The 24,565-nt window shown below is 71.8% G+C and carries 24 protein-coding genes; 8 read left to right on the forward strand and 16 right to left on the reverse strand.

Annotation, left to right across the window (positions count from 1 at the left end; genetic code table 11):
* Positions 1-128: 128 nt before the first annotated feature.
* Together alc and allB are read right to left on the reverse strand one after the other, a co-directional pair.
* The gene (gene alc / locus ACWF79_RS13390) at positions 129-1,244 is read right to left on the reverse strand and encodes an allantoicase (RefSeq protein ID WP_453728213.1); all 1,116 of its coding nucleotides are present in this window, start codon (positions 1,242-1,244) and stop codon (positions 129-131) included.
* Between the two features lie 3 nt (positions 1,245-1,247).
* The gene (gene allB, locus ACWF79_RS13395; RefSeq protein WP_453728214.1) at positions 1,248-2,582 is read right to left on the reverse strand and encodes an allantoinase AllB; all 1,335 of its coding nucleotides are present in this window, start codon (positions 2,580-2,582) and stop codon (positions 1,248-1,250) included.
* Positions 2,583-2,920: 338 nt separating this feature from the next.
* Here allB and ACWF79_RS13400 point away from each other — a divergent pair, with 338 nt between their 5' ends.
* Positions 2,921-3,730, forward strand: a complete 810-nt coding sequence (locus tag ACWF79_RS13400) for an IclR family transcriptional regulator (protein WP_453728215.1) — start codon at positions 2,921-2,923, stop codon at positions 3,728-3,730.
* 66 nt (positions 3,731-3,796) lie between these two features.
* On the opposite strand, the gene ACWF79_RS13405 is transcribed toward ACWF79_RS13400, so the two are convergent.
* Positions 3,797-4,477 carry an ABC transporter ATP-binding protein gene (locus ACWF79_RS13405; protein ID WP_453728216.1) on the reverse strand — a complete coding sequence of 227 codons (681 nt, stop codon included), beginning with the start codon at positions 4,475-4,477 and terminating at the stop codon, positions 3,797-3,799.
* Positions 4,474-5,559 (reverse strand): ABC transporter permease, encoded by a 1,086-nt coding sequence (locus ACWF79_RS13410; protein ID WP_453728217.1) that lies wholly within the window; start codon positions 5,557-5,559, stop codon positions 4,474-4,476. The genes ACWF79_RS13405 and ACWF79_RS13410 overlap by 4 nt, the downstream gene beginning before the upstream one ends.
* A 112-nt stretch (positions 5,560-5,671) precedes the next feature.
* Between ACWF79_RS13410 and ACWF79_RS13415 the strand changes: the two genes are divergently transcribed.
* Both ACWF79_RS13415 and ACWF79_RS13420 read left to right on the forward strand, forming a co-directional pair.
* The gene (locus ACWF79_RS13415; protein ID WP_453728218.1) at positions 5,672-6,841 is read left to right on the forward strand and encodes a sensor histidine kinase; all 1,170 of its coding nucleotides are present in this window, start codon (positions 5,672-5,674) and stop codon (positions 6,839-6,841) included.
* Positions 6,838-7,470, forward strand: a complete 633-nt coding sequence (locus tag ACWF79_RS13420) for a response regulator (RefSeq protein ID WP_453728219.1) — start codon at positions 6,838-6,840, stop codon at positions 7,468-7,470. The genes ACWF79_RS13415 and ACWF79_RS13420 overlap by 4 nt, the downstream gene beginning before the upstream one ends.
* 62 nt (positions 7,471-7,532) lie before the next feature.
* Here ACWF79_RS13420 and ACWF79_RS13425 read toward each other — a convergent pair whose 3' ends face one another.
* Positions 7,533-7,853: a DUF5955 family protein gene (locus ACWF79_RS13425; RefSeq protein WP_453728220.1), complete on the reverse strand. Its 321-nt coding sequence runs from the start codon at positions 7,851-7,853 to the stop codon at positions 7,533-7,535.
* 168 nt (positions 7,854-8,021) lie between these two features.
* Between ACWF79_RS13425 and ACWF79_RS13430 the strand changes: the two genes are divergently transcribed.
* From ACWF79_RS13430 to ACWF79_RS13440, 3 genes are all read left to right on the forward strand, one after another.
* A complete protein-coding gene (locus tag ACWF79_RS13430) occupies positions 8,022-8,645 on the forward strand; it encodes a nucleotidyltransferase family protein (protein WP_453728221.1) in 624 nt (207 codons plus the stop codon).
* Positions 8,646-8,871: 226 nt separating this feature from the next.
* Positions 8,872-10,494: a malate synthase A gene (aceB, locus tag ACWF79_RS13435; RefSeq protein ID WP_453728222.1), complete on the forward strand. Its 1,623-nt coding sequence runs from the start codon at positions 8,872-8,874 to the stop codon at positions 10,492-10,494.
* A gap of 256 nt (positions 10,495-10,750) precedes the next feature.
* Positions 10,751-11,905 carry a GDSL-type esterase/lipase family protein gene (locus ACWF79_RS13440; protein ID WP_453728223.1) on the forward strand — a complete coding sequence of 385 codons (1,155 nt, stop codon included), beginning with the start codon at positions 10,751-10,753 and terminating at the stop codon, positions 11,903-11,905.
* Between the two features lie 25 nt (positions 11,906-11,930).
* Here ACWF79_RS13440 and ACWF79_RS13445 read toward each other — a convergent pair whose 3' ends face one another.
* Both ACWF79_RS13445 and ACWF79_RS13450 read right to left on the reverse strand, forming a co-directional pair.
* Positions 11,931-13,796 carry a hypothetical protein gene (locus ACWF79_RS13445; RefSeq protein ID WP_453728224.1) on the reverse strand — a complete coding sequence of 622 codons (1,866 nt, stop codon included), beginning with the start codon at positions 13,794-13,796 and terminating at the stop codon, positions 11,931-11,933.
* A gap of 54 nt (positions 13,797-13,850) precedes the next feature.
* Positions 13,851-14,801, reverse strand: a complete 951-nt coding sequence (locus tag ACWF79_RS13450; RefSeq protein ID WP_453728225.1) for a fibronectin type III domain-containing protein — start codon at positions 14,799-14,801, stop codon at positions 13,851-13,853.
* Between the two features lie 133 nt (positions 14,802-14,934).
* On the opposite strand from ACWF79_RS13450, the gene ACWF79_RS13455 reads away from it, so the two are divergent.
* Positions 14,935-15,531 (forward strand): hypothetical protein, encoded by a 597-nt coding sequence (locus ACWF79_RS13455; protein ID WP_453728226.1) that lies wholly within the window; start codon positions 14,935-14,937, stop codon positions 15,529-15,531.
* Between the two features lie 39 nt (positions 15,532-15,570).
* On the opposite strand, the gene ACWF79_RS13460 is transcribed toward ACWF79_RS13455, so the two are convergent.
* From ACWF79_RS13460 to ACWF79_RS13500, 9 genes are all read right to left on the reverse strand, one after another.
* A complete protein-coding gene (locus tag ACWF79_RS13460) occupies positions 15,571-16,200 on the reverse strand; it encodes an aspartate/glutamate racemase family protein (RefSeq protein WP_453728227.1) in 630 nt (209 codons plus the stop codon).
* A gap of 80 nt (positions 16,201-16,280) precedes the next feature.
* Complete coding sequence (locus ACWF79_RS13465; RefSeq protein ID WP_453728228.1) at positions 16,281-17,732, reverse strand: nucleobase:cation symporter-2 family protein; 1,452 nt, start codon at positions 17,730-17,732, stop codon at positions 16,281-16,283.
* Between the two features lie 304 nt (positions 17,733-18,036).
* A complete protein-coding gene (locus ACWF79_RS13470) occupies positions 18,037-19,425 on the reverse strand; it encodes an 8-oxoguanine deaminase (protein WP_453728229.1) in 1,389 nt (462 codons plus the stop codon).
* Positions 19,426-19,473: 48 nt separating this feature from the next.
* On the reverse strand, positions 19,474-20,880 hold the full coding sequence (locus tag ACWF79_RS13475) for a nucleobase:cation symporter-2 family protein (RefSeq protein ID WP_453728230.1): 1,407 nt from the start codon (positions 20,878-20,880) through the stop codon (positions 19,474-19,476).
* A gap of 66 nt (positions 20,881-20,946) precedes the next feature.
* Positions 20,947-21,870, reverse strand: a complete 924-nt coding sequence (gene pucL / locus ACWF79_RS13480) for a factor-independent urate hydroxylase (protein WP_453728231.1) — start codon at positions 21,868-21,870, stop codon at positions 20,947-20,949.
* A gap of 5 nt (positions 21,871-21,875) precedes the next feature.
* Positions 21,876-22,265, reverse strand: coding sequence for a hydroxyisourate hydrolase (uraH, locus tag ACWF79_RS13485; RefSeq protein WP_453728232.1), 390 nt, complete (start codon positions 22,263-22,265; stop codon positions 21,876-21,878).
* Complete coding sequence (uraD, locus tag ACWF79_RS13490; RefSeq protein ID WP_453728233.1) at positions 22,262-22,783, reverse strand: 2-oxo-4-hydroxy-4-carboxy-5-ureidoimidazoline decarboxylase; 522 nt, start codon at positions 22,781-22,783, stop codon at positions 22,262-22,264. The genes uraH and uraD overlap by 4 nt, the downstream gene beginning before the upstream one ends.
* A gap of 156 nt (positions 22,784-22,939) precedes the next feature.
* Positions 22,940-23,278 (reverse strand): helix-turn-helix domain-containing protein, encoded by a 339-nt coding sequence (locus tag ACWF79_RS13495; RefSeq protein WP_453728254.1) that lies wholly within the window; start codon positions 23,276-23,278, stop codon positions 22,940-22,942.
* Between the two features lie 44 nt (positions 23,279-23,322).
* A complete protein-coding gene (locus ACWF79_RS13500) occupies positions 23,323-23,571 on the reverse strand; it encodes a hypothetical protein (RefSeq protein ID WP_361962469.1) in 249 nt (82 codons plus the stop codon).
* Positions 23,572-23,711: 140 nt separating this feature from the next.
* Here ACWF79_RS13500 and ACWF79_RS13505 point away from each other — a divergent pair, with 140 nt between their 5' ends.
* Complete coding sequence (locus ACWF79_RS13505; protein WP_453728234.1) at positions 23,712-24,563, forward strand: TIM barrel protein; 852 nt, start codon at positions 23,712-23,714, stop codon at positions 24,561-24,563.
* Positions 24,564-24,565: the final 2 nt, after the last annotated feature.

Consider the following 24,565-nt stretch of genomic DNA (forward strand, 5'->3'; position numbering starts at 1 on the left):
CGGGCGTTCGGGCCCGGGCGCGTCTTTCCCGGGGGCCGGCGCCCCGCGGGGGCGGCGCGGCCGGGGGGGCGGGGGGCCCACCGGGGGGGGGGGGGGGGGGGCCCCCCCCCGGGCCGGGCGGGGTGTCGTTACCCGCCCAGTTCCTGGTGGCGCGCGGTCAGGCGCGCCGCGCCGTCCTCGGTGAGCGAACCGAAGAGGCGGAGGCGGGAGATGCCGCCGTCGGGGTAGATGTCGATCCGGACGCGGGAGCCGACCGCCGGGGTGTCGAGCACGAAGCGGTGGTTGGTGTCCGGCTGCAGGCGGGTCCGGGGCAGGATCTCGGTCCAGTCCTCGGAGCCCTCGGCGGCCACGGAGAGCGCCGCCCAGCCCGCGCTGTTGCCCTTGAGGTACGCGGTGTCGATCTCGACCGCGCGGATCTCGGACTCGGCGGCCAGGCTGTAGCGGATCCAGTCGTTGCCCTTGTCGCGGCGGCGCCGCGTCTCCCAGCCGTCGTCCATCTTGCGGGAGCGGCCCGGCTGGATGGTGTTGGTGGCGGGCGAGTAGAAGCGGTCGGAGGCGTCCTCGACCTGGCCGCCGTTCTCCAGGGCCGCGAGGTCGAAGGTGCCGAGGACGGCCAGCCAGCGCGGGTCCGGGGCGACCTCTCCGTACACGCGCAGGCGGGCGATGCCGCCGTCGGGGTGCTGGTTGACGCGCAGGTGCGTGAAGCGCTGCTCGACGTCGACGGCGAAGCCGTTGGCCGCGTGGCCGCCGATCGCGGTGCGCGGGACGAGGGTCGTCCACTTCACGTCGTCCGCGAGGAGCTCCTCGGGCGACGGCGAGCCGGCGACCGACGTGGCCTCGACCGAGACGGCCTGCGGGTAGTTGCCGCGGAAGTGCGCGGTGTCGACGACGATGCCGCGTACGACGCCGGGGGCGCCGAGGCGGACGAGCGCCCAGTCGTGGTCGTCCTCGGTGGGGTGGGGCTGCTGGGCCGAGACACCACGGCGGCGGCGGGTCTCCCAGCCGTCCATGATCTTGCCCTTGTGGCCGAAGTGCTCGGGGTCGAACTCGGCGGCCTCGGGCTTGAGCATGTTCTCGCGCTCGGCGAAGAACTCGTCGTTGGCGGCGATCACGCCCGCGCCGAGGCGCCGGTCGGCCAGGTCCGCGTACTGCGCGAAGGGGAAGTCCGCGGTGCGGTAGTCGGCGTACGGGTCACCGCCGCCGTAGGGGCTGGCGTCGCCGGTGAAGGAGGGTATGCCGGTCACGGGTCAGTTGTTCCTTTCGAGGAGGCGGCCGGTGGGCTCGGCGAGGGTGCCGCGGTCGGCGATGCGCTCTCCGCGCAGCCAGGTGGAGGTCACGACCCCGTGCAGCGTCTTGCCCGCGTACGCGGTGACGCGGTTGCGGTGCTCCAGCTCGGCCGGGTCGACGGTGAACGTCGCCTCCGGGTCGAGGACGGCGAAGTCGGCGTCACGGCCGGCCTCGATGGCGCCCTTGCGCCCGAGGCCCGCCAGGCGGGCGGGGCCTTCCGACATCCAGCGGACCACGTCCTCCAGGCTGCGACCGCGGCGCCGGGCCTCGGTCCAGATGGCCGGGAGGCCGAGCTGGAGGGAGGAGATCCCGCCCCAGGCGGAGGCGAAGTCAGGGGTCTTGAGGTCGGCGGTGGAGGGGCTGTGGTCGGAGACGATGCAGTCGATCGTGCCGTCGGCGAGCCCCTCCCACAGCGCGTCCTGGTTCGACGCCTCGCGGATCGGCGGGCAGCACTTGAACTCCGTGGCGCCGTCCGGCACCTCCTCGGCCGTGAGAGTGAGGAAGTGCGGGCAGGACTCGACCGTGATCTTGACGCCCTCGGCCTTGGCGGCCCGGATGAGCGGCAGCGCGTCGGAGGAGGACAGGTGCAGCACGTGCACGCGGGCGTTGAGACGGCGGGCCTGGTTGATCAGGTTCTCGATGGCCGTGTTCTCGGCGTCGCGCGGCCGGGAGGCGAGGAAGTCGGCGTACTTCTCCCCCTTCTTCTGCGGGGCGGCGGCCAGATGGTGCGGGTCCTCCGCGTGCACGATCATCAAGCCGTCGAAGCCGGCGATCTCGGCGAGGGAGGCGGCCAGCTGTTCCTGGTCCAGCTGGGGGAACTCGTCCACGCCCGACGGCGACAGGAAGCACTTGAAGCCGAAGACACCGGCGTCGAAGAGCGGACGCAGGTCCTTGACGTTGTCCGGCAGCGCGCCGCCCCAGAAGCCGACGTCGATGTGCGCCTTGGTACGGGCGACGTCCTGCTTGATCCGCAGGTGCTCGACCGTCGTGGTGGGCGGGAGCGAGTTCAGCGGCATGTCGAGCAGCGTGGTGATGCCACCGGCGGCGGCGGCGCGGGTGGCGGTCCAGAAGCCCTCCCACTCCGTGCGGCCGGGGTCGTTCACGTGGACGTGGGTGTCGACGAGCCCGGGGAGCACGACGTCGTCGCCGACGTCCTCCAGCCGGGCACCGGCCGGTACCTCGGCGTCGTACGGCAGCACACCGGCGATGGTCCCGCCGGAGACGGCGATCGACGCCGCCCGCGTCCCCTCCGGGGTGATGACGCGAGTCGAGCGCAGTACCAGGTTGACGTCCACCCGTACCCCTTCCAGCAAGAATTTCAACGAACTGTTGAAGGAGTCTTCACTCAGGACGACATGTCGTCAAGGGCACACTTTCCCAGGATGGCCCCGTCCGGCGGTGCCGCGCGGCGGCTCCGGGCGGCCTCTTGGACGTTTCCATGAAGTGGAATGGAAATTTCGTACAGTAGAACGTAGCTCCGTACATGCGGGGTGGAGACGGACGCCGCCGGGCGGCTGCCGACACCGGACAAACACCCCCCTGACCGGCCTGTACGCCGGGACCGAGGCCGTGTGTTCGACCGGACGGCCCGGTAGGCTGCTGCCTTGCCCGCCTGCCCCGAAAGGACCTTGACGTGCCGACGTCCAGCGCCAGCACCACCGACGCCGCCAAGCCCACCGCCGCGAGCGGTGGCGTCCAGTCCCTCGAGCGTGCCTTCGACCTCCTGGAGCGGATGGCGGACGCCGGGGGCGAGGTCGGGCTGAGCGAGCTCTCCGCCAGCAGCGGACTGCCGCTGCCCACCATCCACCGTCTGATGCGCACGCTGGTGGCCTGCGGCTACGTACGCCAGCAGCCCAACCGCCGGTACGCGCTCGGCCCCCGCCTCATCCGCCTGGGCGAGTCCGCCTCCCGGCTGCTCGGCACGTGGGCCCGCCCGTACCTCGCGCGGCTCGTCGAGGAGACCGGCGAGACGGCGAACATGGCGCTGCTCGACGGCGACGAGATCGTGTACGTCGCCCAGGTGCCGTCCAAGCACTCGATGCGCATGTTCACCGAGGTCGGCCGGCGCGTCCTGCCGCACTCCACGGGCGTGGGCAAGGCCCTGCTCGCCTACACCCCGGCCGACGAGGTGCGCGCACTGCTCGCCCGTACGGGCATGCCGGCGGCGACGGAGAAGACCATCACCACGCCGGAGGGCTTCCTCGACGCGCTCGCCGCCGTGCGGGACGCGGGGTACGCGGTCGACGACAACGAGCAGGAGATAGGAGTCCGCTGCCTCGCGGTGTCGGTCCCCAACTCCCCCACCGCGGCCGCGATCTCGATCTCGGGCCCGGCGGGCCGCGTCACGGAGTCGGCCACGGACAAGATCGTCCCGATCCTCCAGGAAGTGGCCCAGGAGCTCTCCACGGCCCTCGCCAACACGGCGGCCAACGGCCAGGCGTAACGGGACCGGCGCCCGCCCCCCCCGCGCCGGCAGGCGGAGCGGGGCGGGCGGGCGCCGACGCGCCCGTCATGTCCGGGCGAGCACCCTGAGGTGGCCGTCGTCCATCTGGGCCATGGTGTCCGCCCGTGACGCGTGGGTGCGGTCGTGGGTCACCAGGACCGTCGCCGTGCCGCGCTCCCGCGTCAGGCCCGCCAGCAGGTCCACGATCGCCGCGCCGCGCTCGTGGTCGAGCGCGCTCGTGGGCTCGTCCACGAGCAGGACGGACGGGTCGTTCATCAGGGCCCGCGCGATGTTGACCCGCTGGCGCTGACCGCCGGACAGCTGGTGCGGCCGCCGGGCCGCCAGATCCGCGAGACCCACCGCGTCCAACAACGCCAGCGCCCTGTCCCGTACCGCCTTCGGCTTCGCGCCCGACAGATGCGCCATCACCTGCACCTGCTCCAGCGCCGTCAGCGACGGCAGCAGGTTCGGCTGCTGGAAGACGATCCCGATCCGCTCGCGTCGCAGCGCCGCCCGTCCCGCGCGGTCCAGCGGCCCCGTGTCCGTGCCGGCCACCACCACCCGCCCCCGGTCCGGCGTCACCAGCGTCGCCGCGACCGCCAGCAGACTGGACTTGCCGGAGCCCGAGGGGCCGACGACCGCCGTCAGACGACCGGCGGGGACCTCCAGGGAGACGGCGTCGAGAGCGGTCAGGCGCCCGTCGCCGTCGGGGTACGTCAGCGTCACGTCGTCCAGCAGCAGAGTCATCGGGCGCTCCCGAGCGCGGTCAGGGGGTCGACGGCGGTGATCCGCCGGATGGACAGGGCGGCGCCGAGGACGCCGAGGACGATCATCACGGCGGCCGGCCCGAGCACGGTCAACGGTTCCAGGACGAACGGCACGTCCCCGCCGCTGATCAGCACCCCCGCGCCGACCGCGAGCGCCGTGCCGGACAGCGTCCCGGCGCCGAGCATCAGGACCGCCTGCCCGAGCGCGTCCCGCAGCAGATAGGGGGTCGACGCTCCCAGCGCCTTCAGCACCGCCACGTCGCCGCTCCGCTGGATCGTCCAGACGGTGAAGAAGGCCCCTATGACCAGCGCGGAGATGGCGAAAAGGAACCCCCGCATCAGCTGCAGCGAGCCGTTCTCGGCCTGGTAGGACCCTATGGCCGTGAGCGCCCCGTCGATCGTCCGCGACTCCGTGCCCAGCGCCTCGTCGCCCGCTCCCGGGTCGACGTCCCCCGCGAACCGCAGCGCGATGACCGTGGCCTGCTCCCCGGGGGTCGCGCCGTTGTGACCGAGCTTCTGCCAGTCGTCGAGCGAGGTCCAGACGACGGGCGTGTGGCTGTACGAGGCGTCGCCCGCGACGGCCGCGACCCGGGCCTCCAGCGGACCGAGGCGTACGGCCCCGCCCACGCCGACGCCCAGCTCATCGGCCGCCGACGCGGAGAGGACGACCCGCCCCGGGCCCAGCTTCCCGCTCTCGGGCGCGAGCGCCGCCGACGGCTCCGTGCCGAAGGCGGAGACGGTGGCCGTACGGTCACCGGCGGCGCCGTTGAGCGTGCGGATGGCCAGCGGCCGCGCGCTCGCCACCCCGGGCCGCTCGGCCCACCGCCGCCACTGGCTCTCCGTCACCGTCGAGTTGGTGAAGGAGACCGACTGGCCGGACGGCGGGGCGGCGAAGGCCAGCCGGTCCGCCGGGAGACCGGTGATCGCCGAGATGTTCTCGCGGGCGAGTCCGGCGGTCAGCCCGGACAGCAGTCCGACGAGCAGCGTGATCAGCACGATCACGGCTCCCATCAGTGTGAATCGCCCTTTGGCGAATCTCAGGTCTCTCCATGCCACGAACATGCCGACCAGCTTTCCCGGCCCCGGCGCCCCTCGGCATCGCGCCACGGATGGCCCCGCAATCAATCTTTCGGTTGAGACCGGATCGCTCGCCCCCGCCTACGCTGGACGGACCATGGATCCGCGTTCCCTCACCCCCGCCCTGCGCGCGCTGCGTCTCTGTCTGCACCTGCTGATGGCGGGGCTGCTGGCCCTCGCGGCGCTCCGGTCGGACTCCGGGGCCGGGATCGTGCTCGCGGCGGTGACGGGCGGGGTGTACGCGGCCGGCTCCGCGCTGCCCTCCGTACGGGGCTCGCAGCGGGCCGCCGGACTCTGGCTGGCCGTGCTGTGCGCGTCCTGGCTGGCGCTGCTCTGGGCGACGCCCGACGGGCTCTGGGGGGCGTTCCCGCTGTACTTCCTCCAGCTGCATCTGCTGCCGGTCCGCTGGGCGCTGCCGTCGGTGGCCCTGACGGCGGGCGCGGCGATCCTGTCGTACGTCCGCCATGGCGCGCCGCTCAATCCGGGGGTCTTCATCGGGCCGCTGCTCGGCGGCGCGGTGGCCGTGGCGACGGTCCTCGGCTACCAGGCGCTGTACCGGGAGAGCGAGCGGCGCAGGCGGATGGTGGAGGAGCTGATCGCGACCCGGGCGGAGCTGGCGGCGGCCGAGCGGCACGCCGGCACGCTGGCGGAGCGCGAGCGCCTGGCGCGGGAGATCCACGACACGCTCGCGCAGGGGCTCTCCTCGATCCAGCTGCTGCTGCGGGCCGCCGAGCGGGCGCTGCCCGCCGGCTCGCCGGCCGCCGGGCACATCGAGGGGGCGCGGCGGGCGGCCCAGGACAACCTGGCGGAGGCGCGACGGTTCGTACGGGCCCTCTCGCCGCCGGACCTGGAGCACGGCTCGCTGGCGGCGGCCCTGGAGCGGCTGTGCGAGCCGGGCCCCGAGGCCTCCCCGCGCGCCCGTCTCACGGTGAGTGGGACTCCGGTGGAGCTGCCGACGCCGTACGAGGTGGCGCTGCTGCGGATCGCGCAGTCGGCGCTCGCGAACACGCTGCGGCACGCCTCGGCGTCGCGGGCGGAGATCACGCTGTCGTTCATGGACGCCTCGGTCACTCTGGACGTGGTCGACGACGGCAAGGGCTTCGATCCGGCGCTGCTCTCGCCGTCGTCCGAGGACGGCGGTTTCGGGCTGCCGGCGATGCGCGCGCGGGCGGAGTCGCTGGGCGGCGCGTTCACGGTGGAGTCCGCCCCTGGTCAGGGCACGGCGGTCGCCGTGTCCCTCCCCCTTCGGGCTGGAGTGTCGACATGACGATCCGTCTCCTGCTGGCCGACGACCATCCGGTGGTACGGGCCGGGCTGCGCGCGGTCCTGGACACCGAGCCGGACTTCGCCGTGGTCGGCGAGGCGGCCACGGCCGAGCGGGCCGTGGAGCTGGCCGGGGCGGGCGGGGTGGACGTGGTCCTGATGGACCTGCAGTTCGGGGCGGGGATGCACGGCTCGGAGGCGACGGCGGCGATCACCGCGCGCACCGGAGGGCCGAGGGTCCTGGTCCTGACCACGTACGACACGGACGCGGACATCCTCGCGGCGGTCGAGGCGGGGGCCTCGGGCTATCTGCTGAAGGACGCCCCGCCGGAGGAGCTGGCGGCGGCGGTGCGCACGGCGGCGGCGGGCCAGTCGGCGCTGGCGCCCGCGGTGGCGCACCGGCTGATGGACCGGATGCGGACCCCGGCGGAGGCGCTGACGAAGCGGGAGCTGGAGGTGCTCCAGCTGGTGGGCGAGGGGCTGTCGAACCAGCAGGTCAGCAAGGCGCTGTTCCTGAGCCAGGCGACGGTGAAGTCCCACCTGGTGCACATCTTCGCGAAGCTCGGGGTGGACTCCCGTACGGCGGCGGTGGCGACGGCGACCTCCCGGCGCCTGATCAGACGCCCGTCCTGACACGGCCCGCCTTGGCCCCCAGGGACACGGGCCGCCGGCTCTCGCCGGTGAGCGGCGTGCCGTCAGAGCTCGCGCGGCGGTTCGCCGAAGAGTTCGACGGCCTGACGGACGTTCGCAAGGCCGTTCGCGAGGGCGCTGACCGAGCCGATCGAGCCCGCGATCACGAGCAGGGAGCGGCGCAGGCGGCGTACCTCCGGGACTCCGCTGACGGCCATCGCGTCCAGCGCGGCGAGCTCGTCCTCGGCGATCCCCCGGTCGGTGAACTCGGCTCGGTGACCCGCGAGTTCACGGCGGAGCCGGGAGACGGCAGCGCGCAGCTCCGCCACCCTCGGGTCCTCGCCGCCGCCGGTTGTCACACGCCTCTGCCCAACGCTTCGCAACAAAGTTCTCCCCCTCGCACGACACTGTGCGCCGAACTTTCCACCGCGACCCGACCCGTCGAACGGTGGCCGGACGCCCGGAGTCGCGAGCAAAGTTAACGCCATTCCGCGGTCGACGCGCCACATCGTGGACACAATTCAGGCGTCCGTGTCATGCGGTATGCAGGGGGCATGACGCCTACGACACATACCCGGCACTCCTCTCCCCTGGTGGCCGGTCTGCTCCTCGCCGCGGGCGGCGGCCGGCGCCTCGGCGGCCGCCCCAAGGCGCTCCTCACCCACCGCGGGCGCCCGCTGGTCGAGCACGCGGTGCGCGTGCTGCGCGAGGGCGGCTGCGAGGTGATCCATGTCGTCCTCGGAGCCTCGGCCGAGCTCGTACGGGAGCGGGCGCAGCTGCCCGGCTGCGTCCTGGTCGACAACCCGGAGTGGGCCGAGGGCATGGGGTCCTCGCTGCGGGCGGGGCTGGCCTCGCTCACGGCCGAGGCGCTGCCGGTGGACGCGGCGCTCGTGTCACTGGTGGACCAGCCGGGGATCGGCGCGGAGGCGGTGGAGCGGGTCCTGTCGGCGTACCGCTCGCGGGACGTGCTCGCGGCGGCTTCGTACGACGGCAAGCGCGGCCACCCGGTGCTGTTCGGCGCGGACCGCTGGGCGGGGATCGCGGCGGAGGCGGTCGGCGACCAGGGAGCGCGGGACTACCTGAAGGCGCACCGGGACGCGATCACCCTGGTGGACTGTTCGGACGTCGCCGAGCCCTACGACATCGACACGGAGGCGGATCTGGCGCACCTTGAGTGAAGGGCGTGGCACTGAGCGCCATGTTCTGTCGATCCAGAGAATCTCGATATCAACAAACGATTGAACTTCCACCATGAGGAAACTAGTATCCACTGTTCAGAAGCGCCTGATCCCCTGACGGCGCTCCGCGGCCGTATCTCGGCGCCTGCGGCACTCCGTGCCGACCCGTGACGCCCGGCGGCCGCAAGGCACCGCCCGTGAAGTCCGCTGAAGGAAGTGACAGTTCATGTCCGCACCAGCGCCGTCCCCCCTGGCCGTCGTCGAAGCGAAGCCCCTGCCGAGGCAGGAGGAGGTGCTGACCGACGCGGCCCTCGCCTTCGTGGCGGAGCTGCACCGGCGGTTCACCCCGCGGCGGGACGAGCTCCTTGCCCGCCGGGTGGAGCGCCGCGCCGAGATCGCCCGCACCTCGACCCTCGACTTCCTGCCGGAGACCGCGGCCGTCCGCGCGGACGACTCCTGGCGGGTCGCGCCGGCCCCGGCGGCCCTGAACGACCGCCGCGTCGAGATCACCGGCCCGACGGACCGGAAGATGACGATCAACGCGCTGAACTCGGGCGCCAAGGTCTGGCTCGCGGACTTCGAGGACGCCTCGGCGCCGACCTGGGAGAACGTGGTCCTCGGTCAGGTCAACCTGATCGACGCCTACACCCGGAACATCGACTTCACGGACCCGAAGTCGGGCAAGTCGTACGCGCTCAAGCCCGCCGACGAGCTCGCCACCGTCGTGATGCGGCCGCGCGGCTGGCACCTGGAGGAGCGCCACCTGACCTTCGAGGGCCGCCCGGTCCCCGGCGCGCTCGTCGACTTCGGTCTGTACTTCTTCCACAACGCCAAGCGCCTGATCGAGCTCGGCAAGGGCCCGTACTTCTACCTCCCGAAGACGGAGTCGCACCTGGAGGCCCGCCTCTGGAACGACATCTTCGTCTTCGCGCAGGACTACGTCGGCATCCCGCAGGGCACCGTCCGCGCCACCGTCCTCATCGAGACGATCACGGCCGCGTACGAGATGGAGGAGATCCTCTACGAGCTCCGCGACCACGCGGCGGGCCTGAACGCGGGCCGCTGGGACTACCTCTTCTCCATCGTCAAGAACTTCCGTGACGGCGGGCAGAAGTTCGTCCTCCCGGACCGCAACGCGGTCACGATGACGGCCCCGTTCATGCGGGCGTACACCGAACTCCTCGTCCGCACCTGCCACAAGCGCGGCGCGCACGCGATCGGCGGCATGGCGGCGTTCATCCCGTCCCGCAAGGACGCCGAGGTCAACAAGGTCGCGTTCGAGAAGGTCAAGGCGGACAAGGACCGCGAGGCCGGCGACGGCTTCGACGGCTCCTGGGTCGCCCACCCGGACCTGGTCCCGATCGCCATGGCCTCCTTCGACGCGGTCCTCGGCGAGAAGCCGAACCAGAAGGACCGGCTGCGCGAGGACGTGTCGGTGGCCCCCGGCGACCTGATCGCCATCGACTCGCTCGACGCGAAGCCCACGTACGAGGGCCTGCGCAACGCCGTCCAGGTCGGCACCCGCTACATCGAGGCCTGGCTCCGTGGCCTCGGAGCGGTCGCCATCTTCAACCTGATGGAGGACGCGGCCACCGCGGAGATCTCGCGCTCGCAGATCTGGCAGTGGATCAACGCGGGGGTCGTCTTCGAGAACGGCGAGAGGGCCACGCCGGAGCTGGCCCGCAAGGTCGCGGCGGAGGAACTGGCCGCGATCCGCGCGGAGGTCGGCGAGGAGGCCTTCGCGGCGGGCAGGTGGCAGCAGGCGCACGACCTGCTGCTCCACGTCTCGCTCGACGCCGACTACGCGGACTTCCTGACCCTCCCCGCGTACGACCAGCTGGTCGGCTGACCCGCACAGCAGCCGAGCAGCACGCGGTAACCCCGCGAAGAACGGCTCCGCCCCTGGTGAACGCACAGCACCGGGGGCGGAGCCATGTCCGGGGCCTGGTCCTCGCGAGTTTCGCTCCCGTGCGTTTCACAGGGCACGTGACGGAACCGAAACCCGACGCTACCTAGCGGTAACAAGCCACGGCATGCCAGATTCCGCATGCCACCGGCCGGCGGCTGTCCCCCACTCCTCTGCACCGACGCAGGAGATCACCGCCATGCCCAGAACCCCCCACCGCACGGCTCGAAGACTCGGCACCCTCGCCCTCGCCGTGGGAGCCCTCCTGACCACCGGCACGACCCCCACCGTCGCCGCGAACGGCTCCGGGCCCACCGCCGTCGTGGCGATGGGTGACAGCTACATCTCCGGCGAGGCGGGCCGCTGGCAGGGCAACAGCCTCACGACCAGCGGCAGCCGCAACGGCACCGACCGGGCGTGGACCGGCAGCGGGTACGACCCCTCCCGGGTGTACGGGACGTCGGCGGCGAACGGCTGCCACCGCTCCGACTCGGCCGAGGTGAAGAGCGCGGGCGCGATCGCCTCGGCCCTCGTCAACCTGGCCTGTTCGGGGGCGACCACCAAGAACGTCTTCCGCGCGTCCCAGGGCGGCGTGGCGTACAAGGGCGAGGCACCGCAGGCCGACCAGCTGGCGGCGGTCGCCGCCTCCCACGACGTCGGGACGATCGTGCTGTCGATCGGGGGCAACGACCTGGGCTTCGCCGACATCATCAGGAGCTGCGCGACCGACTACATCGTCTGGTACTCGTACTGCCACGACGACCAGCAGGCCGAGGTCGACGCGAAGATCGACACGGTGATGGCGAACGTCGGCAAGTCGGTGGACGAGGTCCGGGCGGTGATGGCGGCCGCCGGGTACGCCGCCTCCGACTACCGGATCGTGCTCCAGTCGTACCCCTCGCCCATCCCCCGGGCCGCCGAGAACCGCTACGGGGAGAGCGGCTGGAGCCGCACGAACACGGGCGGCTGCCCGTTCTGGGACAAGGACTCCGACTGGGCACGGGACACACTCGTGCCGCAGGTCTCGAACCGGCTCAAGGGAGTCGCGGCGAGCAAGGGAGTGCAGTTCATGGATCTGCGCGACATGCTCCAGGGTCGTGAGGTGTGCGCGAAGTCCTCGAAGCTGGTCAGCTCCACGGTGCCGGCCTCCGCTTCGAGCAGCGAGTGGGCACGCTGGATCGACCCGAACGAGACGCAGGGCCCGATCCAGGAGAACGTCCACCCCAACCACTACGGCCAGTTGGCGCTCGGCCGCTGTCTCGCGCTGATCCACGCCAAGCCGACCGGGAACTTCACCTGCCGCAACACCGCGGGTACCGGAGCCTCCGGGATGTATCTGACGGCCGTCTCCTGACGGTCGTGCCGACCCCCCACGGGGATCAGCGGGTGCGGCGCCCGCGCCGACCGCGACGCCGCGCCCGCTCGGTCGTCCCCTTCGTGGCCGGGACCGGGACGCGGGACACCCCGAGGGTCCGCCTCGTGAGGTACGGATCGACGGCCGCCATCTCCCCGACCAGGGCGTCGAGGCCGCCCGGCCAGCTCGCGGCGGCGGTGTCGAGGACCGTCCGCGGGTCGTCCCGGTGGCGGGCGAGCCGGTCCAGGATCAGGACGGCACGGGCGGACGTGGGCACCAGGCTCTCGTCCGCCGACTCGCCCCGTGCGCGCAGCACCCCGTACGCGTACGCGCCCATCACCGGGTCGTCGAGGGCGCCGCGCAGGGCCTCGACGGGGGCGGCGGCGGGGTCGAGGAAGCCGAAGAGAGCACGCGTCCCGGCGGCCTCGAAGGTCCCGGCGTGGACCGTGCCGATGGCGTCGAGCAGCGCGGACCACGCCTCCACCGTGTCGCCGTGGGCGTGCAGCCACTCGGCGAGGACCCGGGTCGCGGCGGAGGCGGACCAGCCCTCGGCGGCGGCGATCATGGTGCGGGCGTCCCAGGCGGCGGCCTCCTTGCCGTCGGGCGCCGCGACCCACCGCACCCGCAGCAGGTAGTGGAGGACCTCGACGCCCCATGGCGTGAGACCGAAGGCGTCGCCGGCGCGGAAGACCATGCCGGTGCGGGCCAGCCGGTCGACGGTGTCGGCCATGGCGCGGGCGCCCGGTTCGAGTGCGGCCCGCTGCTCCTCGGTGACCTGGGCCCCCGTGAGCCGGGAGAGCTCGTCGAGGGGCGGGACCGCGTAGGTCTCGGGGGCGTTCGCCGGTACGAGGACGGGCGCGTCCTCGAGGCGGGGGTCGACCGGCCAGTCCTCGGAGAACTCGGCGGCCCTGCGCGCGACCGACTCGGCGCAGGCGCCCCGCTGGTAGAGCGCGTACAGCAGGTGCGCGGCCTCGCCGTCGTACAGGCCGCCGGTCTCGCCCTTCATCTCCTCGACGGCCGCGGCGAGCAGGTCGGCGCCCGCCTCGACGGAGCGCTGGGGTTCGTGGGCCTCCATGGGCGGGGGCGGCAGGGGGATGGAGGAGTCGCCGTAGTAGTTGAGGTGCTCGTCGAGGAGGGTGTCGGCGAGGACGAGGTGCGGGAAGGCCTCGGGGCCCGGCGCGAGGTGGGCGTACGGTCCGGCGAGCGCGCCGGAGAGCCCCTCGGCGGTCCACCGGTCGACCAGCAGGCCCCCGATCTTCGCCACCCCGTGCGACACGTCCACGTCGGCCAGCAGCGGCCCCGCGGGCGAGGGCGACTCGACCTCCCGTACGTAGGCGCCGGCGAGCGCGTCCGCGAGGAGGGTGTCGGCGACGTCGCTCCGGTTCATCAGGTCCGCCCGGTTGAGCCCGTCCGGCGGCCGCACCCCGTCGTGCGCGGCGAGCCACGCCCGTACGGCGTCGGGGTCGCCGGGGTCGGTCCTGTCGGCGCGCATCAGCGAGGCGTACCAGCGCTGCCAGGTGTAGTTGGCGGGGTCCTTCATGGCCCGTTCGAAGTCGGGCACGATGTCCTCGACGGCGGCCACGATCCGCGCCTGCCGCTTCCCGTTCAGCCGCCCCGCCTCCCGCACCCGCGCGGTGAGCGCCACGAGCACGGCGGGGTAGGCCGGCAACTCCTCCGGGGTCGCGTACACGAAGGCCGGCAGGTCCTCGACGAGCAGCCGCCGCACCAGCTCCACACTCGGCTCGGGCAGCCCACTCCTGCGGTCGGCCCCGCGCAACGAGAGCAGCGAGAGCACGGCATCCGCGGCCCGCACGGACGAGGGGTCACGGAGCTCCGGAGTTCCGTCGAGGAACGCGTCGAGCCCGGTGTTGGTGAGCACGGTCCCTGCCACCTTTCCCAGGGTAGTTCCGGCACGGGCCGGACGACGACGTCCGGGGCGGCGCCGTCATGGGACGACAACGGTGCGCCGGGCCGAGAAGTCACCCCATGTGCCGTCGGGGAGGCGGGCGCGGAGTGTGACGCCGTAGCGGGCCGGCTTGGTGGTGGGGACCGTGAAGGTGTAGGTCGCCCGGCCGGGCGGGGGGTCGGCGCCCCAGACGATGGTGGTGGTGAAGGCGCCGTCGAGGAAGAGCTGGTGTTCGGTGACCGGGGCTCCGGTGCGTGGTGGGGTCCAGGTGAGGGTGACCTCGCCCCGCACGACCTTGGCCGTCAGGTCGGTGGGGGCCGTGTTGGGGGCGGCGCCGGGGGCCGGGGTGGTGGTCAGGTCGGCCGGGGGGCTGTCCGGGGAGGAGTTCTCGGCGGCGTCGCGGGCGCGGACCGTGAAGGAGTAGACCGTGCCCGCGCGCAGGCCGGTGAGGCGGGCGGTGGTGGCCGTGCCGGGGACGGTGTGGATCCGGGCGTCGGCCTGGTGGATGTCGTACGCGGTGACCTTGGTGTCGTCCTGGGAGGCCTGCCAGGTCAGGGTGGCCGCGTGGCTTCCTCCGGCGGTGGCGCGCAGCGCGCGCGGGGCCGTCGGGGGTGTGCGGTCCTGGGCCGTCGCCGCGAGGGTGGTGGCGGGCACCGTCGTGCTGTGCGGGGAGCGGTTTCCGGCGGCGTCGCGGGCGCGGACGGTGAAGGCGTACGGGGTCGCGGGCGTGAGGTTCACGATGTCGACCATGAGGGTGGCGGCGGGGACGTCCTTGACCTTGCGGCCCTGCTGGTAGACCTCGTAACCGGTGACCGCGCGGTCGTCGGTGGCCGCGTTCCACATGACGTGGACGGTGCGGGCGCTGCCGGAGGCGGCGGTGACGCCGGTGGGCGCGGTAGGTCCGTGGGTGTCCTTGGCGGGGCCTGAGGAACAGGCCGCGATGACGAGCACGACGGCCGTCAACAGACATGCGGCGAGCGGGCGTTGCACAGGAATGCCTCCGTCCGTCGACTTGGTCCAGACCTGTATGGCACGGGTGCGGCGACCCCGGCAAGAGGGCGGTTGTCAGTGGGGTGCGCTTCACTGATTTCGTCACTCTCAGTAATCAGGAGCAGGGGGAATCGTGACGGGCCGTACGACCTTTGTGACGCTCGCCGGGCTGCGCGAGCGCGGCTGGACCGACCCGATGGTCCGCGACCTGCTGGGCGAACCCGACGTGCAGGGGCGCGACCCCCGGCGCTTCTCGCTCGCGCCGGTGCGGCTGTACCGGCTGGCGCGGGTGGAGGCGGTGGAGCGGACGCCGGAGTTCGCCCGGTGCGCTGCCGCCTCGGGGAGTCGTTCCGCGACCGTCGAGGCGGGGGCGGAGCGGCGGCGGCGGGCGGTGCTCGCGGCGATCCGGGCGGAGCCGATCGAGGTGCCCCGGCTTCCGGCGGCCGAGCTGGAGCGGCGCGCGGTGCGCCACCGGCAGCTGCTCGGGGCACGCGGGCCGGGTGGACCCGGCGCGCCCGGCGGGGTGGCGGCCGGGGCGCTGGTGCGGTGGCAGGTGACGTATCTGCGCCACGCCCTGTCGCGGTACGAGACCCTGCTCGACGGCCTGTTCGGGTCGACGGGACGGGCGGAGGCCGAGCGGCTGCTGCGCGCCCGGCTGTACGAGGCGATCGGCGCGGCCTACCCGCACCTGGCCGGGGAGTGCCGTCGGCGCGGGGAGGCCGAGCGATGACGGCGAGCTCCGACCAGGCCGGGCCGGGACGCAACTCCCTCACGCACGGGCGATCCGGCGGCAGGCGGCCGGGACGGGCGCGATCACCGGGATGTCGAAGCGCTCCCGCAGCGCGTCCGCCGCCTCGGCCAGCGGGCCGCCGCCGATCACGACGGCCCGCGCCCCGTCCCGTACCACGCAGGCGCGCACCGCCTCGGCCAACTGCTCCCGCAGCGCCTCCGGTTCGCGGGACAACAGGCCGGCGTCGCCCCGCGTCAGGCGGATTCCGGTGTAGGAGTCCGCGAGGCCGAGGTCCGCGATCCGGTGGCCGATCGCCTCCGCCAAATCCGGGGTCGTCGTCGCCACGCCGAACCGCACTCCCCCGGCCGCGGCCTCCGCACAGGCCGCCTCCGCGAGGCCCACGACCGGGACGCCCGCGAAGGCCCGCAGCTCCGCCACGCCCGGATCCCCGAACGCCCCCACCAGCAGCCCCGCGCAGTCCCCGGCCGCCATGGCCCGCCGGGCCGCCGCGACCACCTCGGGCACCGACGCCCTCAGCGCCGCCGGGTCGGTGAGCATCCGGGGACCACGCGCCACGGTCACCCCGCGCACGGAGGAACCCAGGGTCCGCCGCGCGATCGCGGTCATCATCGCCGTCGTGGCGGCGGAGGTGTTCGGGTTGATCAGCACCACCGAACCGGGCCTCGAACGCCCGCGGCCGGTCCCCGCGTCGTACGCGGGGACCGGCTCGACGGACGGCGGAGGGACGCTCAGTGGACGTGCGCCGCCTTGGCGCCACGGGCCTCGGAGATCTCCTCGCCCGGCTCCATCGGAGCGGTGACCGTGTCGTCGTCGCGGTGCTTGCCCAGGTGGTTGAAGACCAGGTTCAGCAGGACCGCCGCGACGCAGCCGGTCGAGATGCCCGAGTCCAGGATGATCTTCGCGGTCTCCGGGAAGGCGTGGTAGAACTCCGGCGCCGTGATCGGGATGATGCCGACGGCCAGCGAGACCGCCACGATCAGGACGTTGTTGTCCTTCTCCAGGCCTGCCTTGACCAGGGTCTGGATGCCGCTCGCCGCGACCGAGCCGAAGAGGACGACACCCGCGCCGCCGAGCACCGGTCGCGGGACGACCGAGATCAGCGAGGCCGCGACCGGCGAGAGGCCCATCAGGACCAGGAAGCCGCCGCCGCAGGCGACGACGAACCGGCTGCGGATCTTCGTCATCGCGACCAGACCGATGTTCTGGGCGAAGGCGCTGCACATGAAGCCGTTGAAGAACGGGCTGATCGCCGAGCCGAGGGTGTCGGCGCGCAGACCGGCCGCGATGGTCTTCTCGTCGGCCGGCCGCTCGACGATCTCGCCGAGCGCCAGCATGTCGGCGGTCGACTCGGTCATCGAGACCAGCATGACCACGCACATCGAGATGATCGCGGCGAGCGCGAACTGCGGGGCTCCGAAGTGGAACGGCGTCGGGAAGCCGACGATGTCCGCCTCCGTCACCGGGCTGAAGTCCGTGACTCCGAAGGGGATCGCGATGAGGGTGCCGATGACGAGACCGACCAGGACCGCGATCTGCTTCAGGAAGCCGCGGGTGAAGCGGCGCAGGACGAGCACCACGACGAGCGTGATCGCGGCGAGGGTGAGATAGGTGGTCGAACCGTAGTCCTTGGCCGCCGGATTGGGGCCTTGGGCCCAGCCGAAGGCGACGGGCAGGAGCGAGACACCGATGAGGGTGATGACCGTGCCGGTGACGACCGGCGGGAAGAAGCGGACGAGCTTGGAGAAGTACGGGGCGGCGATGAAGCCGAGCACTCCGGCCACGATGATCGCCCCGAATATGATCGGCAGCGCGTCGGCCTTGTCGTCCGTGGTGTCGACGATCGCGAGCATCGGCGCGACGCCGGCGAAGGTGACGCCGTTGACGAACGGCAGTCGGGCGCCGATCTTCCAGATGCCGAGCGTCTGGAGGAAGGTGGCGAGCCCCGCGGTGAAGAGGCTGGCTCCGGTGAGGAACGTCAGCTCGGTACCGGAGAGTCCGACGGCGGCGCCGACGATCAGGGGCGGGGCCACCACACCGGCGTACATGGCGGCCACGTGCTGGAGGCCGCTGGTGAACATTCTCAGGGGCGGCAGCGTCTCGTCGACCGGATGCTTCCGGTCCTCCGTGTCGGCGGCGCTTTCATCCTGTGCATCATTGCGAAACCTGGGCTTGGATGCCACGGCGGTTCCTCCGGTCGGGTAACACGTCGGCGGAGACGTGGGTGTCATGGAGGTGGTGCAGAGCAGGTCGTGCGCCTCACGGGTGCGGGCTCATGAGGATGCTGCGGGTCGTACGGGGACAGGTGGTCGCGCGGGTATGGGGGTGCCGTGCTCGGTGTCCTGGGAGGAAGACGTCAGTCGACCGTCCGGGGGGTGCCGTACCTCTTTTCGTACGGTCACCCCCCGTCCGGCCGGCCGCGGGCCCCGCTCGGGTCCGCGGCGACCGACCGAGGGCCGTCCCCCTCGGTCGGACTCCTTGGGGAGGTCAGCCCTGGGCCGTGATCCGGGCCAGGCGCTGGGCCTCCGCGCGCGCGTCGCGGGCGATGGCCTCTTCGTCCGCGAACAGCAGACGGTTGTTCTCCACGATCTGCTTGCCGTTGACGAACGAGGCCGTCACCGGGGCGGCGGCGCCGAACACGATCGCGGTGACCGGGTCGGCGATCGAGGAGTGGCCGAGGCCGTCGATCTTCCACAGGACGAAGTCGGCGAGCTTGCCGGCCTCCAGCGAACCGATCGAGTCGGCGCGGCCGAGGACCTGGGCGCCACCGAACGTCCCGAGGCGCAGGGCCTGGCGGGCGTTGAGCGCGGCCTCGCGGTGGGCGCCGAGGCGGTTGACGAGGAGCGCGTTGCGCAGCTCGGTGTGGAGCTCGCCCGACTCGTTGGAGGCGGTCCCGTCGACACCGAGGCCGACCGGCACGCCCGCCTTGAGCATGTCCGGGACCCGGGCGATGCCGGCGGCGAGCCGCGCGTTGGAGGACGGGCAGTGGGCGACACCGGTCTTCGTACGGGCGAAGGCCTCGATGTCGGAGTCGTTCATGTGGACGCAGTGCGCCATCCACACGTCCTCGCCGAGGAAGCCGGTCGACTCGAAGTAGTCGGTCGGGCCCATGCCGAAGAGCTCGTGGCAGAACTTCTCCTCCTCCACGGTCTCCGAGCCGTGGGTGTGCATGCGCACACCGAGGCGGCGGGCCAGCTCGGCGCCTTCCTTCAGGAGCCGGGTGGAGATGGAGAACGGGGAGCAGGGGGCGACGGCGACCTGGGTCATCGCGTCGAAGGAGGAGTCGTGGAACTTCCGCACGGTCTCCTCGGTCGCGGCGAGCGCGCCGTCGGTGGTCTCGACCGCGAAGTCCGGCGGCAGGAAGCCGTCCTTCTCGCTCATGTCCATGGAGCCACGGGCGAGCGTGAAGCGGACGCCCATGTCGCGGGCGGCGCCGATGATGGCGCCGGACAGGTCGCCGGAGTTCTTCGGGTAGACGTAGTGGTGGTCCATCGCGGTGGTCACACCACCGCGCGCCATCATCGCGAGCGAGCCCTGGGCGGCGACGCGGGCCATCGACTCGTCGATGCGCGACCACGTCGGGTAGAGCGCGACCAGCCAGTTGAAGAGGTTGTGGTCGGTGGCCAGGCCCCGGGTGATCCACTGGTAGAAGTGGTGGTGGGTGTTGATCAGACCGGGCGTCACCAGATGACCGGTGGCGTCGATCCGGCGGACCACGTTCTCCAGGCCCTCGGGCGCCCTGCCGGCGCCGATGGACTCGATCTTGTTGCCTGCGACGACGAGGTGACCGGTGGCGTACTCGGTGTCGTTGGCGTCTACGGTCGCGATCGCACAGTTCTCGATGACGATGCGTTCGACGGTCGAAGGTGCTGCCATGGCGGTGCTTCCTTCATTCCTCGGGGGTTGTGTGGGCACGGCAGGACCCTAGGAGGATTTGAGTGCCGGAGCCGCGTGACGGCTCCGGGTGCCGAGATGGTGGAAGAACAGGTTGAGCGAGACCGCGACGAGCGCTCCGGCGCTGATGCCGGAGCCGAGCACGGTCTGTGCCCAGGCCGGGAAGTCGGCGTAGAAGGTGGGCGCGGCGAGCGGGATGATGCCCGCTCCGAGCGCGACGGCCACCAGGATGATGTTGGAGCTGTCGTCGAGTCCGGCTTCCGAGAGGGTACGGATTCCGGAGACGGCGATCGAGCCGAAGAGGACGATACCGGCACCCCCGAGGACCGGCATCGGGACCATCGACACGACCGCTCCGAGGACCGGGAACGCGCCGAGGACCAGCAGGGCGCCACCGGCGGCGGCGACGACGTAGCGGGAGCGGACCCGGGTCAGCGACACCACTCCGACGTTCTGGGCGAACGCCGAGGTGGGGAATCCGCCGAAGACGGGGCCGAGCAGTGTGGCGATGCCGTCGGTCCGCAGGCCGCGGGTGATCGTACGGCCGTCGCTGCGGCGCTCGCAGATCTCGCCGAGCGCCAGCATGCCGGCGCTCGACTCGGTCATCAGGACCAGCATCACGATGCACAGGGAGAGGATCGCGGCGGGCTGGAACTCCGGTGCGCCGAAGGCGAAGGGACTGGGCAGCGCGGCGACGGGCGCCTCGCGGAGCGCGGAGAAGTCGGCCAACCCGAACGGGATCGCGGCGAGCGTCCCGATGAACAGGCCGAGCAGCAGGGCGATCTGCCTGACGAAGCCCTTGCCGAAGCGCTGGAAGAGCAGGATCACGACGAGCGTGAAGGCGGCGAGCGCCAGGTACTTCATCGCGCCGAAGTCGGCGGCTTCCTTGTTCCCGCCCTGGGCCCAGGTCACGGGCACGGGCATCAGGGTGACGCCGATCAGGGTGATCACGACGCCGGTGACGAGCGGCGGGAAGAAGCGGAGCAGCCGGCCGAAGAAGGGCCCGACGGCGAGGCAGAAGACTCCGGCGACCATCACCGCGCCGTAGATGGCGGGGAGTTGGTGGCCGGGGGCACTGGTCTCGGCGATGGCGAGCATCGGGGCGATGCCGGCCGACGAGGCGGCGTTGACGAACGGGAGCCGGTTTCCGGCGAAGCGGCCGGCGCCGATCGTCTGCAGGAGGGTGGCACAGCCGGCGATGAGCAGGCTCGCGGCGATGAGCCGGGTCATTCCGGCGGCGTCCAGGCCGACCGCCTGGCCGATGATCAGCGGAGGGGTGACCACGCCCGCGTACATCGCGGCGATGTGCTGGAGCGCGGCGGGAACGAGCCGCGAGGCGGGAAGCTTCTCGTCCACCGGGTGGACCTCGTGCGAGGTGACCGGCGAGGTGGGACACGGGCCTTCTGCGGATGCCGGCCCCGATGCGGGCAGTGCCATGGGTTTCCCTCCGGTGGTGACGGCCCCCGCCCGACTGCGGGCGGGCGGGGGCCCCACGGGGTGCCGCTAGAGGTTGGTCATGTCCGCCGGGATCAGCGCCGTGGCTCCGTCACGCAGGACGGTGGCCTCGATGAGGCCGTACGGGCGGTCGGCGGCGTAGTAGACCTCGTTGTCGTTCTTCAACCCGAAGGGCTCCAGGTCGACGAGGAAGTGGTGCTTGTTCGGGAGCGAGAAGCGGACCTCGTCGATCTCCGAACGGTGGTTGATGATCCGCGAGGCCATCTGGTACAGCGTCTGCTGCAGGGAGTACGAGTACGTCTCCGAGAAGGCCTCGAGCATGTGCTTCTTGGTCTGCTCGTAGGACCGCTCCCAGTTGGGCATCCGCTGGTCGTCGTCGGTCCAGTTGAACCGCCACCGGCCGGACACCTGCGTGGCCAGGATGCGGTCGTACGCCTCCTGGAGCGTCGTGTACTTGTCCTTGATGTAGCCCCAGAACTCCGAGTTGGTGGAGTTCATGACGACGAGGTCCTTGAGACCGGAGATGATCTCCCACTTCTCACCGTCGTAGGTGATCTGGGAGACGCGGGTCTCCTGGCCCTTGCGGACGAAGGAGTGGTTGACGTCTTCGGAGCCGATGAACTTGGAGTTGGCGTCGGAGCTGGCGATGCGCTCCCACGAGTACTCCTCGATCCGGATGCGGGCCCGGTGGATCGGCTCCTGGCTCGTCACGAAGTGACGGGCCAGGTGGATGCCGAACTGCTCGGCCGACTCGATCCCGTACTCCTTGGCGAAGGCGTACACGGTGTTCTTGGTCGTGTCGGTGGGCAGGCAGTGGGCGTTGGAGCCCGTCAGGTGGACGTCGTCGAGGTCGCCGGAGAGGGCGACGGAGACGTTCAGGTCCTTGATGTGGTGGGTGCCGCCGTCCCGCGTGATCTTGACGACGCGGTTCTCTGCTTTGCCGTACTGGTTCTGGCCGAGAATCGTGGGCATGTCTGCTAGCTCCCTCGGTATACGGAGTAGCCGAACGGGTTGAGCAGCAGCGGTACGTGGTAGTGCTCGCCCGGCTTGACGGCGAACGTGATCGCCACCTCCGGGAAGAACGCACCGCTGTCCCTTACGCGGGGGGCGTCCTGCTGCGCCTCGGCTTGCTTGTTGGAGAAGTACGCCTCGGTCTCGAAGTCGAGACGTACGTGGGTGGTGCCCTCCGGCAGAGCCGGCAGGTCCTTGCAGCGCCCGTCCGCGTCGGTGGCGGAGCCACCGAGCGTGACCCACTGCGCGTCGAAGCCGCTGCGGGCCGCGAGCGTGATGGCCACGCCCTCGGCGGGGCGGCCGATGCTGGTGTCCAGGATGTGGGTGGACACCGAAGCGGTGGTGTCGGTGCTCATGCGCTCTTTTCCTCAGCACTCTCTACGAGACGGGTCAGGCGGATGCGGTTGATCTTGCCCAGCTCGGTGCGGACGATCTCCCGCTCCTCGTCGGGCGCGTTCTCGATCCGCTCGCGGACCGCGTCGCGCATCTGCTCACCGGTCTTGCCGGTGGCGCAGATCAGGAAGACATGACCGAACTTGTCCTGGTAGGCCAGGTTGAGCTCGAGCATCTCGGCCTTGAGCTCCTCGGAGGCGCCGGCCATCCCGCTCTGCTCGCGGGAAGAGGTCGGGTCCCCTGCCTTCGGACGACCGATCGGCGGGTGGCCCGCCATCGCCTCGGCCAGGTCCTCCGCGGTCAGCTCGGCCATGGCGGCGTCGCTGGCGAGGAAGAGGGCTTCGACGGTGGCGTACGGGCGCTGGGCGAGGATCTTGCTCCCCCACGCCGAACTGGAGCACACCTCGTGGAGAGCGGCGACAGCGTCGCTGTCCGCCGAGGTGTTGAACCGGGTGAGGCCCGGTGTCGTACCTGAAGTCACGGGAAGCCTCCGTGGCTGTTTTTCGCTGTGCGTCGGACGGGCTGCGGATAGCTAACGCCCTTGGCCGACACCGCGTCAACACTTTGTTGAAAACTCGGGTACACAAAAGCCGTCGTCCCGACATCCGGACGACGGCTCCTGGCAGCACATGATCAACTAACCGTTCTCGGCGGCCTTTTCCCTGCTCAGGGCGGTCTCCCTGTTCAGGTAGTTGTACACGGTGAACCGACTGACACCCAGTGCCCCGGCCACCGTCTCCACCCCATGGCGTACGGAGAAGGCGCCGCGCGCCTCCAGCATCCGGACCGCCTCCTGCTTGGCCTTGCGGTCGAGCTCGGCGAGCGGCATCCCGTGCCGTCGCTCCATCGCGGCCAGAATGTGATCCAGCGAGTCCGAAAGCTGCGGCAGGCGCACGGCGAGCACGTCCTCGCCCTCCCAGGCGAGCACGACATCGTCGGCCTGGGCCTGCTCGGGGCCCAGTATCTCGGCGCCCATCGCGTCGACCAGCGGCTTCACGGCGGTGATCAGCGGGTGCTCCGTCACGACTCCTCCCCGAGCACGTTGACCTGAAGGGAGACGCGGGTCGCGCCGGCCGCCAGGGACTTGCGCAGCAGCGCGTCCACGGCCGTCAGCACCTCGTCGGCGCCACCCTCCGCCGTATTTCCGAAGGGGCCGACGTCCACCGCGTCCAGTTCGGCCGACTGGATGACCTCACGGGCCACGACCGCGTGTTCCGGCGCCTCGTCCAGGTCGAAGGGCTCGGTCGTGAACTCCACTCTCAAACGCACCATGGCCCCACGCTACTGGCCTGAACTCGGCCGACGGCACCCCTGAGCTGCCGGACCCTCTTGACAAGTGCGCGGCCCCCCTTGCAATATTCCGTCAGACAGAAAGTTACTTCCGCAATACGGAAGGAGCGCCGCCCCTCATGGCCCGCTTCTCAGAAGGCGCAGTCACGGACCAGCGCTTCGATGTGAACCTGTCGATCCTCTTCACGGAACTCCCGCTCCTGGAGCGCCCCGCGGCCGCCGCCGCGGCGGGCTTCACCGCGGTCGAGCTGTGGTGGCCCTGGATCGACACCGCCACCCCCGCCCAGAGCGAGCTGGACGCCCTCAAGAAGGCTCTGGACGACGCCGGCACCCAGCTGGTGGGCCTGAACTTCTACGCCGGACAGCTGCCCGGCCCCGACCGCGGCGCGCTCTCCGTGCCCGGTGAGGAGTCGGACCGCTTCCGCGCCAACATCGACGTGGCGGCCGACTTCGCCGCCTCGGTCGGCTGCAAGGCGCTCAACGCGCTCTACGGCAACCGCGTCGACGGCGTGGACCCGCAGATCCAGGACGCCCTCGCCCTGGAGAACCTGGTCCTGGCGGCCCGCGCGGCCGACCGGATCGGCGCGATCCTGCTGATCGAGACCCTGAACAAGCCGGAGTCGCCGCTCTACCCGCTGGTGAGCGCCCCCTCGGCGATCGAGGTCGTCGACAAGGTCAACGCGGCCACCGGACTCGGCAACGCCAAGTTCCTCCTCGACATCTACCACCTGTCGATGAACGGCGAGAACGTCAGCGAGGTCATCGCCGCGTACGCCGACAAGACCGGCCACGTCCAGATCGCCGACAACCCGGGCCGTGGCGCGCCTGGCACCGGCGAGCTCCCCCTGGAGCAGCTGCTCGACGAGCTGAAGAAGGCCGGTTACGACGGCTGGGTCGGCCTGGAGTACAAGGCCGCCGACGCCGCCGCGTCCTTCGACTGGCTCCCGGCCGAGGCCCGCGCGGCCCGCTGACC

This window comes from Streptomyces sp. NPDC054975 (assembly GCF_053609105.1).

What these genes read in the sequence shown, in the direction of transcription:
- ACWF79_RS13405 (WP_453728216.1), bottom strand. Translation starts at nt 4,477, where the DNA reads ATGACTCTGCTGCTGGACGACGTGACGCTGACGTACCCCGACGGCGAC.
- ACWF79_RS13410 (WP_453728217.1), bottom strand. Translation starts at nt 5,559, where the DNA reads ATGTTCGTGGCATGGAGAGACCTGAGATTCGCCAAAGGGCGATTCACA.
- ACWF79_RS13415 (WP_453728218.1), top strand. Translation starts at nt 5,672, where the DNA reads ATGGATCCGCGTTCCCTCACCCCCGCCCTGCGCGCGCTGCGTCTCTGT.
- ACWF79_RS13420 (WP_453728219.1), top strand. Translation starts at nt 6,838, where the DNA reads ATGACGATCCGTCTCCTGCTGGCCGACGACCATCCGGTGGTACGGGCC.
- ACWF79_RS13430 (WP_453728221.1), top strand. Translation starts at nt 8,022, where the DNA reads ATGACGCCTACGACACATACCCGGCACTCCTCTCCCCTGGTGGCCGGT.
- aceB (WP_453728222.1), top strand. Translation starts at nt 8,872, where the DNA reads ATGTCCGCACCAGCGCCGTCCCCCCTGGCCGTCGTCGAAGCGAAGCCC.
- ACWF79_RS13440 (WP_453728223.1), top strand. Translation starts at nt 10,751, where the DNA reads ATGCCCAGAACCCCCCACCGCACGGCTCGAAGACTCGGCACCCTCGCC.
- ACWF79_RS13470 (WP_453728229.1), bottom strand. Translation starts at nt 19,425, where the DNA reads ATGGCAGCACCTTCGACCGTCGAACGCATCGTCATCGAGAACTGTGCG.
- ACWF79_RS13475 (WP_453728230.1), bottom strand. Translation starts at nt 20,880, where the DNA reads ATGGCACTGCCCGCATCGGGGCCGGCATCCGCAGAAGGCCCGTGTCCC.
- pucL (WP_453728231.1), bottom strand. Translation starts at nt 21,870, where the DNA reads ATGCCCACGATTCTCGGCCAGAACCAGTACGGCAAAGCAGAGAACCGC.
- uraH (WP_453728232.1), bottom strand. Translation starts at nt 22,265, where the DNA reads ATGAGCACCGACACCACCGCTTCGGTGTCCACCCACATCCTGGACACC.
- ACWF79_RS13495 (WP_453728254.1), bottom strand. Translation starts at nt 23,278, where the DNA reads ATGGGCGCCGAGATACTGGGCCCCGAGCAGGCCCAGGCCGACGATGTC.
- ACWF79_RS13505 (WP_453728234.1), top strand. Translation starts at nt 23,712, where the DNA reads ATGGCCCGCTTCTCAGAAGGCGCAGTCACGGACCAGCGCTTCGATGTG.